At 61.4% G+C, this 23,220-nt stretch carries 16 protein-coding genes; 3 read left to right on the forward strand and 13 right to left on the reverse strand.

Annotated features, from left to right (window positions below):
• Positions 1 to 86: 86 nt before the first annotated feature.
• Both ACI77D_RS15580 and ACI77D_RS15585 read right to left on the reverse strand, forming a co-directional pair.
• The gene (locus ACI77D_RS15580; RefSeq protein ID WP_407016965.1) at positions 87 to 2,342 is read right to left on the reverse strand and encodes an ATP-dependent DNA helicase; all 2,256 of its coding nucleotides are present in this window, start codon (positions 2,340 to 2,342) and stop codon (positions 87 to 89) included.
• Positions 2,339 to 3,982 carry a VRR-NUC domain-containing protein gene (locus ACI77D_RS15585; protein ID WP_407016966.1) on the reverse strand — a complete coding sequence of 548 codons (1,644 nt, stop codon included), beginning with the start codon at positions 3,980 to 3,982 and terminating at the stop codon, positions 2,339 to 2,341. Before ACI77D_RS15585 ends, ACI77D_RS15580 begins: the two co-directional genes overlap by 4 nt.
• Positions 3,983 to 4,169: 187 nt before the next feature.
• On the opposite strand from ACI77D_RS15585, the gene ACI77D_RS15590 reads away from it, so the two are divergent.
• The gene (locus tag ACI77D_RS15590) at positions 4,170 to 4,394 is read left to right on the forward strand and encodes a YgdI/YgdR family lipoprotein (protein WP_064452329.1); all 225 of its coding nucleotides are present in this window, start codon (positions 4,170 to 4,172) and stop codon (positions 4,392 to 4,394) included.
• Positions 4,395 to 4,453: 59 nt separating this feature from the next.
• On the opposite strand, the gene ACI77D_RS15595 is transcribed toward ACI77D_RS15590, so the two are convergent.
• Positions 4,454 to 4,621 carry a hypothetical protein gene (locus ACI77D_RS15595; RefSeq protein WP_167353697.1) on the reverse strand — a complete coding sequence of 56 codons (168 nt, stop codon included), beginning with the start codon at positions 4,619 to 4,621 and terminating at the stop codon, positions 4,454 to 4,456.
• Between the two features lie 189 nt (positions 4,622 to 4,810).
• Here ACI77D_RS15595 and ACI77D_RS15600 point away from each other — a divergent pair, with 189 nt between their 5' ends.
• On the forward strand, positions 4,811 to 5,083 hold the full coding sequence (locus ACI77D_RS15600; RefSeq protein WP_064452328.1) for a hypothetical protein: 273 nt from the start codon (positions 4,811 to 4,813) through the stop codon (positions 5,081 to 5,083).
• Here ACI77D_RS15600 and ACI77D_RS15605 read toward each other — a convergent pair whose 3' ends face one another.
• The 10 genes from ACI77D_RS15605 to ACI77D_RS15650 all read right to left on the reverse strand — a co-directional run bounded on the left by ACI77D_RS15605 (position 5,084) and on the right by ACI77D_RS15650 (position 22,173).
• Positions 5,084 to 6,514: a lipase gene (locus ACI77D_RS15605; RefSeq protein ID WP_407016967.1), complete on the reverse strand. Its 1,431-nt coding sequence runs from the start codon at positions 6,512 to 6,514 to the stop codon at positions 5,084 to 5,086.
• A 192-nt stretch (positions 6,515 to 6,706) separates the two neighbouring features.
• The gene (locus tag ACI77D_RS15610) at positions 6,707 to 9,814 is read right to left on the reverse strand and encodes an autotransporter domain-containing protein (protein WP_407016969.1); all 3,108 of its coding nucleotides are present in this window, start codon (positions 9,812 to 9,814) and stop codon (positions 6,707 to 6,709) included.
• A 174-nt stretch (positions 9,815 to 9,988) separates the two neighbouring features.
• Positions 9,989 to 12,946 (reverse strand): autotransporter domain-containing protein, encoded by a 2,958-nt coding sequence (locus ACI77D_RS15615; RefSeq protein ID WP_407016970.1) that lies wholly within the window; start codon positions 12,944 to 12,946, stop codon positions 9,989 to 9,991.
• Positions 12,947 to 12,976: 30 nt separating this feature from the next.
• A complete protein-coding gene (locus ACI77D_RS15620; protein WP_407016971.1) occupies positions 12,977 to 14,311 on the reverse strand; it encodes a TolC family outer membrane protein in 1,335 nt (444 codons plus the stop codon).
• Between the two features lie 2 nt (positions 14,312 to 14,313).
• Positions 14,314 to 15,627: an HlyD family type I secretion periplasmic adaptor subunit gene (locus ACI77D_RS15625; protein WP_407016973.1), complete on the reverse strand. Its 1,314-nt coding sequence runs from the start codon at positions 15,625 to 15,627 to the stop codon at positions 14,314 to 14,316.
• On the reverse strand, positions 15,624 to 17,375 hold the full coding sequence (locus ACI77D_RS15630; RefSeq protein ID WP_407016975.1) for a type I secretion system permease/ATPase: 1,752 nt from the start codon (positions 17,373 to 17,375) through the stop codon (positions 15,624 to 15,626). Before ACI77D_RS15630 ends, ACI77D_RS15625 begins: the two co-directional genes overlap by 4 nt.
• A 101-nt stretch (positions 17,376 to 17,476) precedes the next feature.
• Entirely contained in the window at positions 17,477 to 17,845 is a 369-nt protein-coding gene (locus ACI77D_RS15635; protein ID WP_407016977.1) for a protease inhibitor Inh/omp19 family protein, read from the reverse strand.
• 48 nt (positions 17,846 to 17,893) lie between these two features.
• Positions 17,894 to 19,327: a serralysin family metalloprotease gene (locus ACI77D_RS15640; RefSeq protein WP_064452320.1), complete on the reverse strand. Its 1,434-nt coding sequence runs from the start codon at positions 19,325 to 19,327 to the stop codon at positions 17,894 to 17,896.
• Positions 19,328 to 19,695: 368 nt separating this feature from the next.
• Positions 19,696 to 20,799 (reverse strand): P1 family peptidase, encoded by a 1,104-nt coding sequence (locus ACI77D_RS15645; RefSeq protein ID WP_407016978.1) that lies wholly within the window; start codon positions 20,797 to 20,799, stop codon positions 19,696 to 19,698.
• A gap of 9 nt (positions 20,800 to 20,808) precedes the next feature.
• On the reverse strand, positions 20,809 to 22,173 hold the full coding sequence (locus ACI77D_RS15650; RefSeq protein WP_064452318.1) for an APC family permease: 1,365 nt from the start codon (positions 22,171 to 22,173) through the stop codon (positions 20,809 to 20,811).
• Between the two features lie 199 nt (positions 22,174 to 22,372).
• Between ACI77D_RS15650 and ACI77D_RS15655 the strand changes: the two genes are divergently transcribed.
• Positions 22,373 to 23,158: a response regulator transcription factor gene (locus ACI77D_RS15655; RefSeq protein ID WP_407016979.1), complete on the forward strand. Its 786-nt coding sequence runs from the start codon at positions 22,373 to 22,375 to the stop codon at positions 23,156 to 23,158.
• The last annotated feature ends 62 nt before the right edge of the window (positions 23,159 to 23,220 follow it).

A 23,220-nucleotide genomic window follows, 5' to 3' on the forward strand; every position in this document is an offset into this window, starting at 1 on the left:
GTGACCTTTCTGCGTGTTTTGATCAGGGTGCAGAATCGGCGCCGTGCATGCCAGTATCATTGATGGCGGGAATAAGCCAAACGCACTTAATCGACTGTCCACCAGCGCGGCAACAACTGCCGCACCCGCGCCTCGCCAAAGCGGTCATCAATCAACATCACCACCCCCCGGTCTTGTTGACTGCGGATCACTCGGCCCGCGGCCTGCACCACTTTCTGGATGCCGGGGTACAGATAGGTGTAGTCGTAGCCGGCCCCGAAGATCGCGCCCATGCGTGCTTTCATTTGCTCGTTGATCGGGTTCAGTTGCGGCAAGCCCAGGGTGGCAACAAACGCCCCGATCAAGCGCGCCCCAGGCAAATCAATACCCTCGCCAAACGCGCCGCCCAGCACGGCAAAGCCGATGCCCTGGCTGTGATGGGTGAACTGCTCAAGAAATGCTTGCCGCTCGGCCTCGGCCATACCGCGTGATTGCAACCACAGCGCGACCTGCGGGTGCCGTTCGGCCATCAGCTGCGCCACTTGTTGCAAGTAATCGAAGCTGCTGAAAAACGCCAGGTAGTTGCCCGGTTGCGTCGCAAACTGCCGTGCAATCAACGCGACGATGGGCTCCAGTGACGCTTGGCGATGCACAAAACGCGTAGAGATCTCATCGACGATGCGCACCTGCAATTGCTCGGCCTTGAACGGCGACTCCACATCAATCCAGGCGGTATCCGCCGGCAGGCCAAGCAAGTCGGCGTAATAGTGACGCGGGCTCAGCGTCGCGGAAAACAGCACGCTGCTGCGGGCCGCCGTCAGCCTGGGACGGATGAATTCGGCGGGCACCACGTTACGCAGGCACAACGTTGAAACACTGCGCTTGCCGCCGAACTGACGCTTGCTGATATCGAAAATGAACTGCTCGTTGAACAGCTCGGCCACTTTGGCAAATTGCAGCGCCTCGAAATAGAACGCTTGCAGGTCGCCGCTGAGGGTTTCGGGGTGGTCGTTGAAGTGGTCGCCCATGGCGCTGGTGCACAGGCTCAGGGCCTGCAGCAGTTTGTCCGGCTTGGTGGCATAGGCCTGGTACGGCGCAAGTTGGTCCTTGTGCAAGGCGTTCCATTCGCGGTTCAGGCGCTGCAAGGGTTTCTTCAGCGGCTCGGGCGCAGCGTCGCGCAAGGTTTTGAGGCTGTACTGGTCGAGGCTCGCGCTGTACATCGAGCGAGCGCGCTCCACCAGGTTGTGGGCTTCGTCCACCAGCACAGCGGCGCGCCATTGGTTCAACTGGGCCAGGCCGAACAGCATGGCGCCAAAGTCGAAATAGTAGTTGTAGTCGGCGACCACCAGGTCAGTCCAGCGCGCCATTTCCTGGCTGAGGTAATACGGGCACACATCATGGGCCAGGGCGACGTCGCGCAGGTTGCGCTGGTCCAACAGACGCACCTTCGAGGCTGCCGTGCGCGCGGCCGGCAGGCGATCGTAAAAGCCCTTGGCCAAGGGGCAGGAATCACCGTGACAGGCTTTGTCCAGGTGTTCGCACGCCTTGTCCCGCGCCACCAGTTCAAGTACGCGCAGCGGCAGATCGGGGTGACTGTCGAACAGCACTTGGGCGGCATCCAGTGCCAGCTTGCGGCCCGGGGTCTTGGCGGTGAGGAAGAACACCTTGTCCAATTGCTGCGGCGCCAGGGCCTTGAGCATCGGGAAGAGCGTGCCGACGGTCTTGCCGATGCCGGTGGGCGCCTGGGCCATCAGGCAACGGCCGGTGCTGACCGCCTTGTAGACGGACTCGGCCAGCGAGCGCTGGCCGGGACGAAACTCGGCATGGGGGAAGGCCAGGCGTTGTGCAGCGCTGTTGCGCGCGTCGCGGTGCTGCATTTCCTCGCGCGCCCAGCCCAGGAACAGCGCACATTGCTGGTTGAAGAACCGCTCAAGCTCGGCCGCCTGAAAACGCTGGTTGAGCAGGGTTTCACCCTCACCGACGATGTCGAAGTACACCAGCGCCAGGTCGATTTCATGCAGGCCGAGCTTCTGGCACATCAACCAGCCGTACACTTTGACCTGGGCCCAATGCAGTTGCCGATGGTTGGCGGGCTGGGCGTCGAGGTCGCCGCGATAGGTTTTCACCTCTTCGAGGCGGTTGCTGTCCGGGTCGTAACCGTCCGCCCTGCCCCGCACCTTGAGCTGCTGGTAGTCGCCTTCCAGGGCCACTTCATTTTGATAGTGCGCGCTGCGTCGCGAGGCGACCGTGCGATGGCCGACGATACCTTCCTGGGCGCTGGGCGACGGCGTGAAGCGCAGGTCGAGGTCGCCGACCTTGGCCGTGAACTCACACAGCGCCCGCACCGCAACGCTGTAGCTCAAGCCGGTTCAGCCCAGCGGACATAGCAGACGGTAACCGGCATCTGGTACTCACCACAGAATTCCAGCCATCGCAGTTGGTTGTCCTGCAGGCGATCGCCCGGGCCTTTGACCTCGATCATGCGGTAGGTCTTTTGCGCGGGCCAGAACTGGATCAGATCCGGCATGCCCGTGCGGTTGGCGCGGATGTCCAGCAGCAGACGTTCAAACCAGTAACGCAGGTGTTCGGCCGGCAAACACGCGAGTGCTTGCTCGAGCAGTTCTTCGCTGAGCAGGTTCCAGAACACGAACGGTGACTGGATACCCCACTTGTCCGCGTAGCGCTGGCGGATGGTGGTCTTATAACGCCCGTCCTCCAGTTGGTCGAAACAGGCGGCGAACACCACGCTGCGGCGCTGGTGAAAGTCTTCACTGTGCAGGTCCACCGGCCCACGCTGGAACGGGTGGAAGAACGAACCTGGCAACGGCGCAAAAATCGCCTCCCAGCACAACAGCCCGAACAAGGAATTGATCAGGCCATTTTCGACATAATGCACCGGCCCATCGGGCTCGCTGAGATGGGCCTGGACACAATACTCCACTGACATCAGCGGCTGCTGGACCAGTGCCAGGTCCAGGCGTGTGACCTCGCGTGGCCTGGTCTTGGGCAACGCCGGTTCGCCGAGTTTGCGGCGCAGGCGTGGCAGCACTCGCAGCAGGTGTTGTTGTTCGGCGGCACTTTCCGGGGCCTGTTGCGCGGCGCACGCCAGGGCCATGGCTTGCGCGTAGTGCGCCTGACGCTCCAGCACGCGAATCAGCCGTGAGCGCGCGCCTGGGTAGGCGCAATCACGGTAGATCTGCGCCGCCAGCGCCAATTCGGCGCTGCGCTCGCAATACTGGCCGACCTGGAACAACAGCTTGGCCCGACGTTTTTCCAGCCAGGGGTTGTCGGTGACAAGCGAAGCGATCCGTAGCAGCACCTCGTCCAGCGTCTCCCCCGCTTCAAAGGCCTGCTGGCATTGGTGCAGGAACAGAAAACCGACGACATCGTCACGGTTGCGCAGGCCACGGGACTCGGCGCAGAACTCGACTTTTTCGTAGGTGTAGATGCCCAGGTCAGCCAGCACGAACTCCGACCAGTCCTGATACAGATTGCCGAAGAACATCAGGCGCAGGCGGTCGCACAAATCCATGATGGTCAGGCTGTAGAGCGCATCGCTGACCGTCGGGCACCACTGGGCAAACCGGCGCTGTTCGGTGAACTGCTCCGCCAGCAACGCCAGCCAATCGGCCTTCCTGCCCTTGGGCTGATCAATCCACGGCTTGAAGGCCTCGAGGATTTCGCCTTTTTGCAGCAACGCAAACAGCTCTTCGACGCACAGCTGCCCCTGATCCTCAACCCAACCCTGCTCCACCAGTGCCAGCGCGGCCGTGCGGGTGCAACCAATCTCCAGATAATTGAGTTTGCTCGCCCGAAAGTGCACGCCCTTGCGCATCACCATGCGCACCAACAAGGCTTGGGACGCTTGCGGCAACCTGTCAAATTGCTGAATGAAATGCTGTTCATCCGGGTCGAGTAAATCGGCATAGCGTTGCCCCAACCAATGCAGCACTTGGCGGAAGTTATGCAGGTAATACAAGGGGTCGTCGAGGGGATTGGCCATGTCGCGCGCTGATCAAATACTGGTTATGCATACAGAGTGCCGCCAGTGGCGCGCTGTTGCAATCGGTAATAGATAAATGGCGCACGCAACTTTTTGTATAAAAGTGATCAGATAGGACAGTTGATGGCGTAACATTTGCGGCCCGCAGCCCATGGCGCGGGACTTTTCAGGGTTAAAGGTAAGGGTTATGAACATGAAGAATTTGGGTCTTCCACTGGTTGCACTCACTTTTCTGCTATTGACTGGTTGCTCCACGCAAACCGTCGTGACATTGCAAAACGGCACGCAGTATTTGACCAAGGACACCCCCAAGACCAAGACAGCCGACGGCTTCTATGAATTCACCGATATCGCCGGCAAGCACATACGCGTCAAGGCGGATGATGTAGCGACGGTGCGTAACGAAAAGTAAGCACCTGAAAACCAAAAAGCCCCGCCAATGCGGGGCTTTTTGTTTGGGCTGCCAACCGATCAATACCGGTAGTACGGGTGGTAGTAATACGGGTGGTAATAGGGATGGTAATAGTACGAGTGGTAGTACGGCCGGTAGCAGCATGGGCCCGGATAGGCCGGGTACACCGCGCACCCGCCCAGCCCCAGCAGTACCAGAGCGCACAGCATCAGTCGAAATCGGGACATGCTCAGCTCCTCACATAACGCGCGAAACATCTCGCAGGCAGTGATTAAACGCCTGAGACCGGCCCAATCCGTCGCTGCGCTGCGCCGTTGATCCGTGAAGATTTATTTACCGAAGGATTTTCGCCCTGCCGGCGTTTAACCGGTAAGCCGCCTTCATTTTCGAGGGTGGTAGAACGGAGAAAGACGGCCATGGCACTCATGTCCCGGACGGTACGCGCTCTTTTACTGATTCCGCTGACGCTGGCGGCCCTGGCCAGTGCGCCGGCGTTTGCCGACACCATCATCATTCGTCAGCCGCCAAGGGTGATCGTGGTGCAAGCCCCGCCTCCACCGGTCTATTACGGCCACTGGGGTTACGGCCCACGGCCCTATTACTATCCGCACCATGTCTACGGTTACGGCTATGGCAACCCCCACCGGCCGTATTGGGGTGGCGGCTGGCGGGGGCATAATTGGCGTTGATCAGCCGATGCTGACGCCGTCCGCCCACAGGCCACCATGCCCGACACCGACCAGGGTCACCGAGTCGGCGCCAAACGTGAGCACCGTGTCCGCGCCGACCACTTTGGCATGGTCACGCAGGTCGGTGCTCCCCTGCACGTCCTGGAACACCAGCTTGTCGGTGGCCTGGTAGCCAATCACGCGATCGTTGCCGAACTGGCCGCTGAACAGAAAGGTGTTATGCCCACTGTTGTCGCGAATCGTGTCATTGCCTTTGCCGCCTTCGATAAAGTCCGCGCCCTTGCCACCCTGGATCAGGTCGTTGCCGTCGCTGCCGATAATGAAGGTATTGCCCTTGTGCGGCTCGGCATTGCGGTTGAGGTCCTGCACCCAGGTAGTGGCTCGCGCCGGGTCGGACAAGTTGGCAACGATTACCGTGGAATCACGGGTCATCTGGTCATAGAACCCGGAGTCGAGGATGCGCGTCATGCCGTCGCCATACGCGGTCGGCAGGTGCGAGACCCAGGTCGGCAGGTTGACGATGGAGAACGGCAGCACATTCCACAGCGTCGAGGCGTAGTGGTCGTTGAAGCTGACGATATTGTCGGTGGTCGACTCGTGGGGCTTGTCGTGCACGCCCAGGGACGACAGATTGAAGGAGGAGCCGTCCAGCGCGCGAAACACCGGGTCGTTTTCATAGCCGATGTTGAGCACCTTGTCGCCGGCGCTTTGGGTCGGTGATGCATAGGCCACGTAGTTGGCGTCCTTGTAGAAGCCCGACCATTTGTTGGTGCTCAAATCCGCCATGCTGTTGACCGCCAGGCCGCCCAGGCTGTGGCCGCTGACCACCACGTCCTTGCCCGTCAGGCCATGGGCACCGGCGTAATCGGCGACGTTTTTGAGCAAACCGCCGAAGGCTTCGCCGGCGTAGTTTTTTGCGTAATCCTTGGGGCCCAGGGCAGCGAGCAGATCGCTGATCAGGTCGCCGATCGAGTCGCTGATCAAGGTTTCCCGTGGCCCCGATGTGCCACGAAAGCCGATGCCGATTTCCAGCAGTTTGCCGGCGTCATCGTACTTGCCCAGCACCTCGACCTGCGCCGTGGTGTAGCCGGCTTTTTCGCCAAAGAACGTGCCGCGCGCATCGACTTTGCCGCCGTAGCCGAGGGTACTTGCGCTGATCGGTGTCCAACCGGCTTTTTGCACCGCCTCCAGCGCGGCTTTTTCCGAATCGGGGTTCCAGGGAATGCCTGGGATCACGCCCTGTGAATCCGTGCTCCCGAGCAGCGCACCGACCAGCGTGGCCGGCAAACCAAGCCCGAGGCCATTGTGCTGGTAACCCACGGCAAAGCCGTTATCCAGGTTGTGGTAGGAATACAACGTGATCGCCATGGCGTCGGCGAACAGCGCTTTGGAACCCTCGGTGCCGAGGTTTTTATAGTCAAAGATACCCATGGTAGTGCCTCTCTGTTGTTGGATTTGTAGAGAAAGCGAAAACACCCGTTGCCCCTGAGGGGACAGGCTTTATGTGGGAGCTGGCTTGCCTGCGATAGCATCACCTCGGTGCAACTGACCTACCGAGGTGCCTGCATCGCGGGCAAGCCCGGCTCCCACACAAGCCCGGCACCCTGCAAGGGTGTGAAACCCTTAGAACGCCCAGTCGAGGCTCAACCCCACCCCGTGGATTTTTTCCTTGCTGGCGAGCAGGCCGTTGTAATCAAAGTTCACCCGCGCGTCCTTGCTCAACGCCAGGCTGACCCGCGCGCCCACCAATGCCGCATCACGCACCATCGGTGCACTTTCCACCGCAAACGACGGACCGCCCGAGGCAAACGCCAGGTGCTGTTCGGAATCGGTGCTGCTCAGGTTGTGCTGCCAGCCCAGCGTGCCGGACACCTCGAGTTGCTGGTGGTCATTGACATTGAAGGTCTTCAACGCACGCATGCCCAAGGTGCTCAACACCACATCACGGCTGTCGTCGCGACCTTTCAGCGCAGCGGCATCACCCTTTTCGGTGAAACCGTCGGTGTCCAGGTGCACGTAGGCCAGGTTGGCGAACGGCTCCAGGGCCAAAGGTTGCAGGTTGACGCGATACGCCGCCTCGCCGAACACCTGGGTGCTGCTCGCATCCACTTTGACTTTTTGCTTGCCGGAGACGTCGCCGTATTGCAGGTCGCGCTTCACGTCGGCGCGATGCCAGCTGTAGGTCGCACCACCGCTCAGGCGCAAGGCACCGATCTCATGCCCGGCGTACGCGCCGAAGTGGTAGCTGTCGACCGAAGCCCGGGAATGGGTGTCGTTGCCCATGTTCAACGAGGTGTCGCTGTAGCCGGCGACCAGGCCGATACGGGTCGCCTCGTCCAGCGCGCCGTCTACACCAGCGAGCATGCCGCCCAGTGACGTGGTGTAGCCCGCCGTGTCGCTGCGGCTGTCCGTCTTGCCCCACGCGCCCAACGCCTTGACCCACACGTTGCCACGGCTATCGAGGGTCTGGCTGCTGGCGCCCATCTCGCCATTGCGCAGGCGTTCGCCCACTGCTTCACGCACGTAACGGCTGTCATTCACCAACGCACTTTGCAGCGCCGGGTAAATTTCGCCGGAGAGCTGTTGGAACGCACCTTGCGCCGAGGCTGCAGTCGGCGCCAGCAACAGGCTTTCATACACCGCATTGCCCGCGCCCAATTGGTCGGCCGCAGCCGCCACAGCACGCTGGTTTGGCGTCACGGCCACACTGGCGAAGCTGTTGGTACGCGCCACGTCCAGTTGCACGCCGGTGGCGGCGTAGTTCAAGGTGCCACCGACAAACAGGTAGTTCGGCACTACCGCACCGAAACTGCCGGTTACGCCGCCTGCGGCTTGCAGGATGTTGTACTGGCGACCGATCAAGCTTCCAGCCTGCGCATTGGTCAGCAGCGTCGGGCTGTTTTCCAGGGCCAGGGTCACGGTGCCGCCATTGAGCGTGGCGGTCCCCCCGGCGACAATTCGGTCACTGCTGGTCGGCGACAACTCCACCGCGTAGGTCGACCCTGCGTCAAAGGTGACATTACCCGCCACATTCAGCGTGCCGATGGAATTACCCGGTGCCACGGTGCCGCCGCTTTTTGCGCTCAGCGAACCGATGCGCCCCGAGCCACCGAGCACACCGCTCTGGCCGACGGTCACGTCGGAAGTGACCGAGCCGTTGATCGCCAGCAAACCTTGATTGACCAGGGTCGGGCCGCTGTAGGTGTTAGCGCCGGTCAGCACCAGGGTGCCGATGCCCTGCTTGGTCAGGCCGCCATGGCCTGAAATATTGTTGCTCCACACGTCCAACCCGCAATGCACGTCCGTGCACAGGCGTTGGGTCGGTTTGCCGGCATCCACCACGGCGCCGATCCCTGGCAAATCCGCGACAAACTGCCCGCTGCCATACGCCCCGTCGATACGGAACTCAGCCGGGATATCTTCGGCGGTAATAAACATCCCTGGCCCGTTAACCGCCTTGCCCAGGTTGATCATGCCCCAGCCGTACAGCGCGTCGATGCCCGGCGCGCCGAGGTCGGTAGCGGTGGTTTTGAGCACGGTGGAGACCTGCTCGCCGCTCATGTACGGGAAGCGCTCCATCAGCACCGCCGCGGCGCCCGCCACATGGGGCGCAGCCATAGAGGTGCCGTTTTTGTTAGCCCAGTCGGTGGTGAGGTTGGCAAGGGTGGTGCCGTTGATGATCGAGCTGAAAATCTTCGTGCCCGGCGCCGACACACAGAAGCTCGCCGCATACCCGCAGCGCGACGAGAAGGTGCTGATCACATACGGATTGGGACTCGTGGTATCCGGGTTTTGCTGCAAGGCGGCTACCGACAGCCAGTTCGGTGCAATCTCCGGCACAAAGTACGCCAGGCCCGACATTGCATCCGGGTTGTTGCGGTTGTAGTCGTTACCGGCGGCAAAGATGGTCAGCACGCCGCTGCGGGCCGCATCGATTGCGCCTTGATAAGCACCACCGGCAAGCGTGCCGAGGATCGGCCGGATGTTATTGACCTGAGCCTGCGCTTCGTTGACCGTGAAGTTCGGGTACGCCGGATCGCGACCGCCCTTGGCGTACTGGTCACCAATGCCGATGCCCCAGCTGTTGTTGATGATCCGGGCGCCGCTGGCGACCAGCCCATCCCAGCCTGCCTTGTACACCGCGCCGTCGTTGCCGAGGATGATCCCGTCTTCCGGCCCCGGGTCGCCGTTTTCCGCGCTGATGATTTGCGCATTGAAGGCCACGCCATGCATCGGCCCGCCGTCACGGTTACCGGCGGCAATGCCGCCGACGTGGGTGCCATGGTTACCCAGCTTGCCGTTAGAGTCCTGGGACGGCGTGCCGTCATAACGGAACGCATCGCCCGCCTTCACCGGAATATACGGGTCGGTGTATTGGCGGATGCCTTCGGTGACAATCGTCACCACCTTGCCGGGGCTGGCGAATTCCGGGTGCTGGGCGTACACCGGCTGGTCGAAGATGCCCAGCTTGACGCCCTTGCCGGTGTAGCCGGCGGCGTAGGCAGCGTCCGCGTGCACGGCGCCCAGGCCCCAATCGGCCTTGAACTCGTTGCTGCGCCAGCTCGCGGCGTCGCCCAGTTTGCCCGCTTCCACATAGGGTGCGGCCTGGGCGGTTCCCAGGCTTGCCAGGCAGCACAGCAACGCGCCGTATGGCACGCAGCTCAAGGCCTTGAGCGGATAGCCCGGGCCTGTGTAAGTGGCGGTAATTAACCCTGACTTGTGTTTTTTCACGGTGACCTTCCTTAGTTTTCTTATTGCCAGTATGTGAATCACTTTTCTTCAGCGCCGCAGTGCCAGTGTGGGAGCGGGCTTGCTCGCGAAAGCGGTGTATCAGTCGTCGCATTCATCACTGACCCACCGTCTTCGCGAGCACGCCCGCTCCCACCTTCTGACCTGCGCTGCCCTCTAGAACTGCCAGTTCAGGCTCAGCCCCACGCCCTGGGTTTTCTCACGGCCACCCAACTGGCCGTTGTAATCCAGGTTGACCCGTGTGGTCGGGCTCAGCGCGAGGCTGGCCTGCACACCGACCAGTGCGGCATCGCGCAGCAACGGCGAACTGCGCACGCCAAATGAAGGCCCGCCTGCGACAAACGCCAAATGTTCTTCGGAATCAACCGCCGTCAGGCTGTGTTGCCAGCCCAGGGAGCCGGAGAGTTCAAGCTGCTGATGGTCATTCAGAGGCAGGGTTTTCAGCGCCCGCACACCAAGGGTGCTGAGCACGGCATCGCGCCGATCACTGCCACGCTCAAGCGCTGCGGCATCGCCTTTTTCGTGGAAAGAGTCACTGTCCAGGTGCACGTAGGCCAGGTTGGCGAACGGCTCCAGCGCCAGCGGTTGCAGGTGAATGCGGTACGCGGCTTCGGTGAACAGCTGGGCCGTGCGCGCGTCTAGTTTGGTCTTTTGCTTGCCGCTGACTTCGCCGTATTGCAGCTCACGCTTCACATCGCCGCGATGCCAGCTGTAGGCACCGCCGACGCTGACGCGCCAGTCGCCCAATTCACGCCCGGCATACGCGCCGAAGTGGTAACTGTCGATGGACGCCGACGAATGCGTGCCGCTGCCCATATTCAGCGAGCTGTCGCTGTAGCCGGCAACCACACCCACGCGGGTCTGCTCGTCGAGTGCACCGTCGACACCGGCCAGCAGGCCGCCGATCGAGGTGTTGGCGCCAGCCGTTTCGCTGCGGCTGTCGGTCTTGCCCCAGGCGCCGAGCGCCTTGAGCCACAGGTTGCTTTCACCGTTCACCGGCACATGGCGCAGGCGCTCGCCGACGGCGTCGCGCAGTTGCAGGCTGTCGTTGATCAGCATCGCGCCAATCGCCGGGTAGATTTCACCGGACAGTTGCTGCAAGCCTTGGTGCGCGGTGGCGACCGAGTCCGACAACAACACGCTCTCGTACACCGGGTTACCGGCGCCGAGTTGCTCGGCGGCGGCCGCAACGTTGCGCTGGTTACGGGTGGCGGCGACGCTGGCGAATGTGGCGTTGTTGCGCCCCACGTCCAACTGCACGCCATTGGCGGCGTAGTCGAGTGTGCCGCCGAGGAACACGTAGTTGGGCAGCACCTGGCCAAACTGGCCCTGGATGCCACCTGCAGCCTGGAGGATGGTGTATTGACGGCCAATCAGGCTGTGCACCTGGTTCTGGCTGAGTAACGTCGGGCTGTTTTCCAGCGCCAGGGTTACGGTGCCGCCGCCCAGCACGGCCTTGCCGCCCGCGACAATGCGGTCGCTGCTGGTGGGGGTCAGTTCCACCGCATACGTGGAGCCCGCGCCCAGGTTCACATCGCCGGCCACCTGCAAAGTGCCCACGGAATTGCCCGGTGCCACCGTGCCGCCGCTGTTCACCGACAAGGCGCCGATACGCCCGGAACCGCCGAGTGTGCCGCTGGTGTTGACGGTCACGGCCGAGGTCAACGCGCCATTCACGGCCAACAACCCCCCATTAACGGTGGTCGCGCCACGGTAGGTGCTGTCGCCGCTGAGTACCAGGCTGCCGGCACCGGATTTGATCAGGCTGCCTTCATATACCCGGTTTGCAGCGGCCTGGTCGCGGGCGTTGCCAACGGCGTAATCGGTCTTGTCCTGCTGGCTGGCGGTCGCGCCCACACCATTTTGCCAGCCCTTGTCGACCAGGGTTTGCTGCCAGGCGCTGTGCTCGGCGCGGTCCTCGGCCTGGCGCTGGAGCAAGGCCTGATCGGAGATTGCATTGCTCCAGACATCACCCTGCCCGGCGGCCAGGCTGACATTCATCGGGCCAAGCAATTGCCCCGGCCCGTGCATTGCCCGGCCGAGGTCTGGCACGCCCCAGCCCACAGTGGTGTTGGGTGCCTGGGTGAGCGAACCGTCGAGCTGCGTGGCGGTGGTCAACAGCACCTGCAACGCTTGCTCATTGGTCATGTACGGGTAGCGTTCCATGACCAGCGCCAGCGCGCCCGTGGCATGGGGCGCCGACATCGAGGTGCCGGATTTCACCCCATAACCGCCATCGGGAACGGTGCTGTTGATCAGCGCGCCCGGTGTGGAAATGCACCAGTATTTGGCGATCCCGCACTTGTTGTATTTCTGGTTATTCGCCTTGTCCAAACCCGACACGGCCAACCAGTGGCCTTCCAGTTCCGGCTGGAAATACGGCAAGGCCGAACGCACGCTCGCGTTCGCATAACCGCTGTTACCGGCACTGAACACGTTGATAACGCCGGCCTTTGCCACGTCCGCCGCCGCATCCAGCCACGTGCCCTGGTTGTAATGCTGGGCGTAGGCCGCATGCAGGTCGCCGAGGGTTTGGTAGCTGACGTCCTTGGGCTGGCTGCCCCAACTGTTGTTGATGGCCCGCACACCGGAATCCACCAACGCGCTGTACACCGCCTTGAAATACTTGGGGTCCGGGGTCGGGCCAAACAGGAAGCTGTCGTTGGCGTTGGTATTGCCCACATAGATTTGCGCGTTATAGGCCACGCCGTGCATGCCGGTGCCATCACGGGCGGCGCCCATGGTGCCGGTGACATGGGTGCCGTGGGAGTCGTTATTGGGGTTGAGCGCACCGGTGGTGCTGAACGGGCTGCCATCGACGTAGGTGCCTGTGGCGGTGACGGCGTGATAGCGGTCTTTGGAAGCCTCGGGGTGATTGGGATCGAAGCCTGAGTCCAGCGCACCGACCTTGACCCCGTTGCCGGTGATGCCGGCGGCATAGGCTTCATCCGCCTTCATGCGACCCAGGCCCCAGTCGCTCTGGAATTCGGCGGAACGCCAACTGGCAGGGTTACCGGGTTGGCCGGTCTCGGTATAGGCCGCCTGTGCCGCAACGGACAACAGGAGCAAGGAGCCTGCGGTAAACGGTTTGAAACGCGGTGAATCGGTGATCATCTAAACCATCCTTATTGTTTTTATATGTGCTCATTTCACAGGGCCGAAGGCCTCATCGACTTTCGCAAGGTCGGTGTCGCGCAAGTTGCCCGCGTAGTAGTGCAATTTGGTCCAGGCCATCAGGTAGTCATACCGGGCCTGGGCCAGGTCGCGACGGGTGCTGTACAACTGCTGCTCGGCGTTCAACGCGTCGAGGTTGACCCGCTCGCCGCCGAGGATGCTTTGCTTGGTCGACACCACCAGCGCCTCGGCCGACGTCAGGGCCTTTTGATAGGCGCGCAATTTGCTCACCCCCGACAGGCAGGCGCTGAACTGGCGACGCAGCTCAATCAGGGTTTCGCGGGTTTTGCCTTCCAGCTCGTACTCGGCCTGTTCCATGCTGCGACTGGCCTGACGGGTAGAGGCCGAGATGCCGCCACCGGCATACAGCGGCATGCTCACTTCGACGCCGATGGTGTTGGTGTCGTAGCGCTGGTTGTAGGTGTTGCCGCTGTCGGATTCTTGCTGGCGTGAACTGGCATACGCGGTGATCTTCGGCAGATGCCCGGCGCGGTTGCGCTCCACTTCATAACGCGCCACTTCCACGGCCTGGCGCTGGGAGGCCAGCGTGGGGTTATTGCTGATCGCCAGTTCATGCCAGGTGTCGTAGTTGGCCGGGGTCAACGTGAAAGCGGCAAAGCTTTGGTTCAGTGGCGCCAGGTCATTGATGTTGACGCTCTGCACGCCGATCAACGCACCCAGCTCGCGTAACGACGCGTCTTGTTCGTCCAGCGCCTGGATTTCTTCGGCGGTGGCCAGCTCGTAACGGGATTCGGCTTCGAGGATGTCGGTGCGAGTGCCCTCGCCCTGTTGGAACAGGTGCTGGTTCTGCTGGAACTGCTGCTCGAAGGCCTTCTTTTTGGCGCGGGCAATGTCAATCTGGTCCTGGGCAAACAGTGCCTGGGTGTAATAGCTCAGCACCCGCACCAGCAGCGCCTGGCTCTTGTCGCGAAAGCTTTCATCGGCAAACAGCGACTGGGCCACGCCCTTGCGGTAGTTGGCATAGGCTTCGTAGTCAAACAGCGGCTGCTGCAGGCTGAACGTCGAGCCATAGCTGTCGTAGTTACGGTTGTCGTGGTAATTACCGCCGCGCCCGTCGGGCAAGGTGGCTTTGGAGTTGTTGCGGCCCTTGTTGTAGTTGTACGACAGCCTCGGCAGCAGCCCGGCGCGACCGATGGTGCGGTTTTCCAGGCCGGCGTCGCGCTCCTTGATGGCACCCAGAAACACCGGGTCGTTGCGCAGGGCCTGCTCGTAGACATCAAACGGGCCCATGGCGGCTTGGGCACCGGTGCAGCTCAATAGCAAGGCGAGGAACACAGGCTTCATGCTCATTCCTCGGTCAACGCGGAGCCGGCGCGATCGAGCAGCGGCTTGAACAGGTAATTGAGCAACGAGCGCTCGCCGGTGCGCACGAACATCTCGGCGGGCATGCCCGGCTTGATCACCAGGCCATGCAGCTTCGCCAGCGCCACCTCGCTCACAGTGGTGCGCAGCACGTAGTACGGCGCGCCGGTTTTTTCATCGAGCATCTGGTCGGCGGAGATCAGGCTGACTTCCCCCGGTACCCGCGGCGTGCGGCTCTGGTTGAAGGCGGTGAAGAGAATATCGACCGGCAAGTGCGTACCGACCTTGTCCACCAGGTGCACCGGCAAGTGCCCTTCGACTTCCAGGCGCGTGCCTTGCGGCACGATTTCCAGCAGGGTCTCGCCCGCACGCACCACGGCACCTTCGGTGTGCACGCCGAGGTTGACCGCAATGCCATCGGCCGGCGCATTGATTTCGCTGTGTTGCAGGTTGAAGCCGGCTGAGGTGAGCTGTTGCTCCAGGGTCAGGCTGCGCAGTTGCGCGTCGGCCAGTTGGCTGCGTACTTCCTTTTGATATTCCTCGCTGTGTTGCTGCAACTTGAGGCGCGACTCCAGGATGCCCTGCTCCACACGCCCGCTTTCGCCGGTGTTCTGGGCGAGGTCTTGCTGAACCTGGGACAGTTGGCGCTGGTATTCCATTAGCCGGTTACGCGGGATGTAGCCGTTGTCGGCCAACGGTTGCAGGTTGCTCAGTTGGTCACGCAGCGATTGCGCCTGGGCGGTCAGGTCGCTGCGGGCGCGACGCATGCCGCTCAGCTGTGAGGTAGCGCCGTCAATGTTCGCGCGGATACCGGCTTGTTCGCGGGCAAAGGCTTCGCGACGGCTGCTGAACAGTTGGCGCTGGCCTTCCAGAACGAGCGCCAACGCTGGATCAGGGTTGGCGCTCAACTCGGCAGGAAAGGTAATGCTGGAACGGTTGTCACGCTCACTCTGCCAGCGCGCCACGCTGGCCCAGGCCATGCTGTACTGGGCTTGCAGGGATTGCACGTCGGCCTGGTTCTGGGTCTGGTCGAGGCGAAACAGCGGCTGGCCCTGTTTGACCAGTTCGCCTTCCTTCACCAGGATCCGGCTGACCACGCCGGGGCTGAAGGTTTGCACCGCCTTGCGCTTGCCCGACACCACCACCGTGCCTTGCACCGGAATGCCCTGGTCCAGCGGCGCCAGGCTGGCCCAGAGGAAAAAACCACCGGCGCCGACCAGGGTCAGCAACCAGCCCATACGGACAAAGAAACCGGCGTCACGCTGTTCAAAACGGGGTTCAACAATAAGGCTGCTCATGCGCCTGGATTCCTTCCGGCTTGGTACTGACGGCTGAGGCTCACGCCGGCCTTTTCGCGGGGTGCTTCCTGCTGGCCCGACAAGGCGCGCAGCACTTCCTGGCTCGGCCCGAACGCCTGCAGGCGCCCTTCGTTGAGCACCAGTAACTTGTCGGCCTGGGCCAACGCCGAGGAACGGTGAGTCACCAGCACAACGCTGCTGCCCTGGGCTTTCATCTGCACGATGGCGCTGGCCAAGGCCGCTTCGCCGACGGTGTCGAGGTTGGAGTTGGGCTCATCCAGCACGATCAAGCGCGGGCCGCCGTACAGCGCACGCGCCAGCGCCACGCGTTGTTTCTGGCCACCGGAGAGGCCGCCGCCGTTGTCGCCCAGCACGGTGTCGTAGCCTTGGGGCAGGCGCAGGATCAGTTCATGTACACCGGCTTGTTGCGCGGCTTTGACCACGAGTTCCGGGTCGGCGTCGCGAAAGCGTGCGATGTTGTCGGCGATGCTGCCGCTGAACAGTTCGATGTCCTGGGGCAAGTAACCGATATGCGGGCCAAGGTCGTCGCGGTCCCAGCGATGAATATCCGCGCCGTCCAGGCGCACGGTGCCGGCCAGGGTTGGCCACACGCCCACCAGCACGCGGGCCAGGGTGGATTTGCCCGAACCCGACGCGCCGAGCACGCCCAGCACTTCGCCCGCGCCGAGGCTGAAGCTGACTTGATGCAAGGTCGCCATGCGCCGCCCCGGCGGGCCTGCGCTGACTTGCTCGAAACTGACCTGGCCCTTGGGGGCCGGCAACGCCATCTGCTCAACTTCCGGCGGGAATTCACGCAGCAACTCGTCAAGCCGCTGGTAGGCCAGCTTGGCCGAACTCCACTGCTTCCACACCGCAATCAACTGGTCGATGGGGCTGAGCACGCGGCCCATGAGGATGGAGCCGGCGATCATCATCCCGGCGGTCATCTCGCCCTTGATCACCAAAAATGCGCCCAGGCCCAGCACCAACGATTGCAGGCACAGACGCAGGGACTTGCTCAGCGAGGTGATCACCGAGCCGGTATCGCTGGCCGTGTTCTGATAGCCGAGAAATTGCGAATGCACGGCAAACCAGCGTTTGCGCAACGCGCCGAGCATGCCCATGGCCTGGATCGTTTCGGCGTTGTGCAAATGGCTGGTCGCCAACTGCGTGGACTGCTGGGAGAACGCACCCGCCTCGCCCAACGGCTTTTTGGTCAGGTATTCATTCAGGCACGCCAGCGCGATCAGCAGCACCGCGCCCGCAGTGGCCAGCACGCCGAGCCACACGTTGAACAGGAAAATCACGAACAGATAGATGGGAAACCACGGCGCATCGAAGAACGCGAACAGCGCCGGCCCGGTGATGAACTGCCGGATAACCGTCAAATCGCCGAGAGATTGCCCGGCATGCCCCTGGCCCCGCTGCAGGTTGCGTTCAAACGCAGCCTTGTACACGCGCAAGTTGAAACGCCGCTCCAGCTGGCTACCGATACGGATCACGATAAAACTGCGCACGACTTCCAGGGTGCCGATAAAGGCAAAGAAGCCCACGACCATCAGCGTCAACATCACCAAGGTGGTTTCATTCTGGGAGGACAGTACACGGTCATACACTTGCAGCATGTAAATCGACGGCACCAGCATCAACAGGTTAATCAACGCCGTGAAGCAGCCGATGCTGATCAAAATACTCTTGTATTCACCCAACGCCCTGAATAAGGGCGCAACCGCATGGGACTTCGCCATATCTTCTTATCTTCCGTGAGCGAATGACGCGCAATAGTTGCCCAAACCCTTAATAAGGGCGGCCAACTATAAAAATCGAGTTATATGCTTATAACTTTTAACTAAGGTCTTCGTTGCAGTACAACTTCCGTGCCGGACGGTGTGCGCCCTTTATATTCGCCTTCTTTCTGGCGGTTTAAATGGGTAATGCCCGTGCCTTCGGCATTCATCAGCCAGATACCATCCGGGGTGGGCGTCCAGGTCAGGGGTTTCTCGCCCAGCCATGCGGTGACACAGCCGACATCACCGGCCAGGGCATTGGCCTGTTCCAGCAAGTCCAGCGCGCACACCCGATCCTGCTGGTGTAACTGCCAATGGCCGGCCAATTGCGCGGTGGAGGGTAAAACAAGACTGCTCGCCATTACATGGGCTCCTGCCGAAACGAACAACACCTGTGAAGCACAGGCGATCAAATGAGAAAAACGCGGCATCTTTCGCTCCATCCTAGAGCGCGGCGCCGAAGCGCCGCGCGCTTTACATCACGCTACGATGTCGCTGACCGCTGCCTGGCCAACGGTGGTGACGAGGAAATCCGCCACGCCGTGCCCGGAGAAGTCCACGGCCAAGGTGCCCAGGTTGGTGCCCGAGGCATAACTCAGCACTGCGTCGCCGGCATGCCCGGAGAACGCGTTGACGAAGGTCAAGCCTGCACCTTTGGTGATACCGGACAGGTCGATCTTGTCCGAACCGGAGGTGAAGTCAAAGATCTTGTCTGCCGCACCCGGCTTGGAATCGGAACTGGCACCGAACACGAAGGTGTCGTTGCCGGCGCCGCCCCACAGTTGGTCCGCACCGCCACCACCGTAGATGATGTCGTTGCCGGCACCGCCTTTGATGAGGTTGGCTGCGTTGTTACCAATGATCAGGTCGTTGCCCGAACCACCGAACGCGTTCTCGACGGTAACGCCCTTGGCGATGGATACGTTGCCCACCAGGCCGCCAACGTCGGAGAACGAGGCCTCATTGAGGTTGATCTTCTGGTTCTGGGTGAAACCGGAGAAGTCCAGGGTGTCGTTGCCGCCACCGTCCCATACCGAAAACACCAGCTTGTCGGCGTTGGAGGTGGCGCTATAGAAGTCACGCCCGGTGTTGGAGTTGAAACCGTAGGTGGTGTCGCCGGCGCGGGTGCTGTAGTTGGCACCATAGAGCTTCTGGATCGCGGCAATGTCGTCGATCAGCGGGCCCGAAGAATAAGCTTCGACGCCGCCTTTACTGAAGTTCTGGTTGGTGTTGCTCTCGCTCCAGTAACTCATGACGCTGTAGCCGCGCGTGTCCTGTCCATAGGTCGCGTCGTTATAGGTCGGGTTGCCATTCCCGGCGTTGTAGTCGCCAGGGTGAGCCAGGCCCAGGGTGTGGCCGATTTCGTGGGTCAGGGTCTGCCGGCCATAGTTATTCAGGTCCGGCGTCTTATTCGGCGTGTAGCTGTTGTTGGTCAGGTACCACGAAGTGCCGTCGTAGCCTGCGCCGGTGCCGGGCAGGTAAGCGAACGCCGCCGCGCCGTCCTGGCCACCGCTGTAGTTGCCGAAGGTCATGTGTGCGTCACCGCCCGAGGCCTTTTCGCTAAAGGTCACGTTGGCAACATCCGACCAGGATTGCATGGCCAGTGCGGCCTGTGCTTTCTGCTGGGTGTTGAACTGGCTGAACCCGGAGATGCCATGTTTGTTCATGGTGGCCGAGGAAGCCGAGGTGAGGAAGGTGTAAGTCAGATCAATCTTGCCGTTGCCATCAAAATCCCGATACGCGGCGCCATCACGCAGCAGCTGGGTGGCTGCCTGGTCCACGGAATAGGACGGTTTGCCATTAACCGTGAGGTTGCCGCCACGGTCGTATAAATGGCTAAAGCTATCGATTTGCGAGTAAGCAGTGCTGGCTTGCGCGGCAGAAACAATAGCTTTGTCTTTTACTTTTGACATAAACGTACTTCCTTGTTTGCAAGTGCATCAGTCTTTGGTCGATAGGAACCTCGCGGGCGAGATCGTCCTATCACTCGCCTCTTTTGAAGGCGTATCGAAACTGACACAACTTGAAATCTTTCGTCTACAAATATTTCTGAACTGAAAATGTGACGCAGATTCAACTTAAAGAAGTCGCGCGTAGCATTTATTGGGCGGCATTGCTGTTGTGCGGCAAATTGCCAGCCACTGTTATTTAAATATTAAATAGACGAAACGCCGCTCTAGTTGAGCGGCGCACTTGAATAATGGATCCAATATATTGTCACGGTGTCATTGGCGACATTAAAGAGCCATTACTTAGACTATTTAATTAACGTTGTCCCCTATTACCGGGACACACCCCAACCCGACTTGCCTAATGCCTCCAATAACGTCTCGCCCGCCAACCCAGGCACCTGGACGCCGTCATCCGTGGTCATGTCCTCGCCGGCCAGCATGGCATTGATGATCGCCTCCTCCACCGCCTCGGCCGCAGCGCTGAACAGCGGCGAAATATGGTCGTTATTGACCATGCGCAACACGGTGCTCAGCGGCAGGTCCTTGCGCGCGTAATCCGCCGGCGGTAGCGCGTGATTGCCGGTGGCGAAGGCCAAGAACAGGTCGCCACTGGAGTCCTCGGTGCCGCCACCGGTGCGGGCAATGCCGATGGAGGCGCGCTGCGCCAAGCGCTTGCATTGATGGGGCAGCAGCGGCGCGTCAGTGGCGATAATCACCACGATCGAGCCCATGCCCGGCGTGCCCCGCTCGGCGAACGGTGAAGCAATGCCCATCAACTGGCGGCCCACCGGGTAGCCATCCACGCGCAGTTCCTGGCGTTTGCCATGGTTGGCCTGCACCAATACACCGACGGTCCAGCCGCCTTGCGCTTCAGGCAAACGTCGGGACGCCGTGCCGATGCCGCCCTTGAACTCATGGCAGATCATGCCGGTGCCGCCGCCCACCGCGCCCTCCTGCACCGGGCCGCTCTCGGCAGTGTCCAGCGCCTGGCGCACATGCTCGGGTTTGACGTGTTGGCCCCAGATGTCGTTGAGCAGGCCATCGTAGGTTTCCATGACGACCGGCATGCACCAGTACACCGCCGGGTCCGCCAGGCGCTCGCGCTCCAGGGCGATCAAGGTGTCACGCACGATACCGATGCTATGGGTGTTGGTGATGGCCATTGGCGTGGTCAACAACCCGGCCTCGCTGATCCACTCAAGGCCGGTGGCGTCGCCATTGCCATTGAGCACGTGGTAGCCGGCAAAACACGGCTGGTGCCGCGCCTCCCCGGCGCGCGGCTGGATCACGGTGACGCCAGTGCGCACTTGCTTGCCGTCGATACGGGTCTTGAGCGTACTGTGGCCGACCCGGACGCCTGGAACATCGGTGATAGCATTCAATTCGCCAGGCGTACCCAGCCCCAACGTGATGCCCAATTGACGTGCACGCATACCCACTCCTTACAATTTCTGAAACGCCGGACTCGACCGGCCACTGATGCAATACAAAATCACCGACAAGGCCAGCAAGCCGATGATAATCATGATGTCGCGCACGGACGCTTGTGCAACCAGGGTCACCAGCAGATAACCCGCGCCCAGCACCGCCAACAGCGCCGGCAGCGGCCACAACGGCATGCGATAGGGATGTTCGCGATCACGCAGCAGCACCCGGCTCATCAGCGCGCTCATCGCCACCACCAGGTACACCAGCATGATCAGCAACACGCTGAACGAAGTGAGGTCCGCCAGGTTGGAGCTGAAGCTCAGCAGCGCCGAGGGAATGGCCAGGAACAATGTCGCCAGCCACGGCGAATCCCAGCGCGGGTGAATGCGTGTGAACAGTGTGTTGATGCGCGGCGTCCACAAGGCATCGCGGCCACTGCTGAACACCACGCGACCAATCTGAATAACGATGGCGACGATTGCGTTGAACACCGACAGGAAGATCCCCGCGCTGACCAGTCGGGATAAGGTTTCATTGCCATGGCTGGTCAGCAAATAACCAATCGGGTCCGGGCTGCTGATCATCGCACTCAGCGACGGCGCGCCGATCAACAGCGCGGTGATAGGCACCAGCTCGATCACCACCACCAGGCCCAGCGACCACAACACCGCCTTGTGCACGCCTTTACCACCGCACTTCATGTCCTCGGCGAGCAAGACGGCCGGGCCGTAACCATTGAACGAGAACAGGCCGATACCCACCGCACCGATCACCAACGCCCAAGGCGCCAGGTGCAGCACGCCGTTTTCGACGATCTGCGGTTGAAACAACACGCTGGCGGGCTGCACCGGGTTACCGAAGCCGATAAACACGATGACCAGCAACGCCGCCACTTCCAACAGCAGGCAGGTGCCGGTGATCCAGGCATTGAGCTTGATATTGAGGATGCCCAAGGCGTAGCTGCACACCACAATCACCAGGGCCACGGTTTGCGAATCGAATCTCGTGCCCAGGGCGTTGTTCAGGTAAGTCGCCGCCCCCGTCGCCAGTACCGGCGGGATAAACAGCAACATCACCAATACCGTCAGAAACGTGGCATAACCCGCCATACCGCCAAATACCCGCTTGGCATACACGTATTCACCCCCGGCGCTGTTGTGCGCCCGGCCCAGTTCGGCGTAACAGAACGCGAACATCAGGGCGAGCACCGCAGCCATCACAAACGCCAGGAATACACCACTGCCCGCTTGCTGGATGGCAAAGGGCGCAATCACAAACACGGAACTGGCCGGCGTGACCGCCGAAACCGTAATGGCCACCACATCGAAAACGCTCAGCGTTGGCTTGAGCACGCCATCTGGCGCGGGGGAAGCACTCATATCGTTATCCTCTGTCGTTGTTTTTGGTAGGAGGCAGAAACGAAAAGTCGGGCTTTTGCGGGATATGTTTCCCACTGGACAGTGGCAAAGGTAAACGCTGTGTTTATGTCGGCCAATTCCCCTATTGGCGTACTCCCCTTGACGGTACTCGTTAAAAGCCGAACCCTTGGCCGATCTTTTGATGGCGGGAGCCTGTTACATGAGCCTGTTCAGAGAGGTCGGCATGCACGCCGGTTTGGGGCGTACCGTCGCGCACATCGGCACCGAGCGGTTCTGGAAACAGCTGGTGTTGTTGCTGCACCAATGCCTGCCGTTCGATAACGCGTTAGCGATTTTCTATCCCAAAGGCGGCCCGCCCCAGGCCCTGGAAGAATACGACGCCCAGCCCAGCAGCAAACCAGCGTCGATGCTGGTGTACCTCAATGGTTTGTATTTGCTCGACCCGTTTTACCAGGCCTGTCGCGAGGGCTACGCCAGCGGCGTGTACCGCCCGGAGGAAGTGGCACCGGACCATTTTCGCCAGAGTGAATACTTCCTCAACTACTTCCACGACAACGTGCTGGAGGACGAGGTGCAGTTCATTCTGCAATTGCCGGGAATGGGCACCTTGTCGTTATCGCTGGGCATGCAACGGCGGTTCAGCGTTGAAGAAACCGGGCTGATGGCCATGCTGGCGGCATGGGTGCTGCCGTTGATGCAGCAGCATTGGCAGCAAAGTACCCTGCGCGCGCCGGCCATGGACAGCCAGATCAGGGATGCGCTGAGCCATTTCGGCAGCGGCGTACTCTCGGAACGCGAACTGGAAGTCGCGCGCCTGGTACTGCGCGGTTTTTCGTCCAAAGCCATGGCCGAGCGCCTGAAGATCTCGCCGGACACCGTGAAGGTGCACCGGCGCCACCTGTACGCGAAGCTGGATGTTTCGTCACAGCCGGAACTGTTTTCGTTGTTTATCCAGTCGCTGGGGCATGACCTGGAAAACCCCTGATCTTTGGCCCCTTTGCAGTCTGAATGTGGGAGCAAGCCGCCTCCCACACAAACCTGCTCCCA

The organism is Pseudomonas sp. O39 (assembly GCF_045447295.1).
GTDB lineage: Bacteria > Pseudomonadota > Gammaproteobacteria > Pseudomonadales > Pseudomonadaceae > Aquipseudomonas > Aquipseudomonas antarctica_A.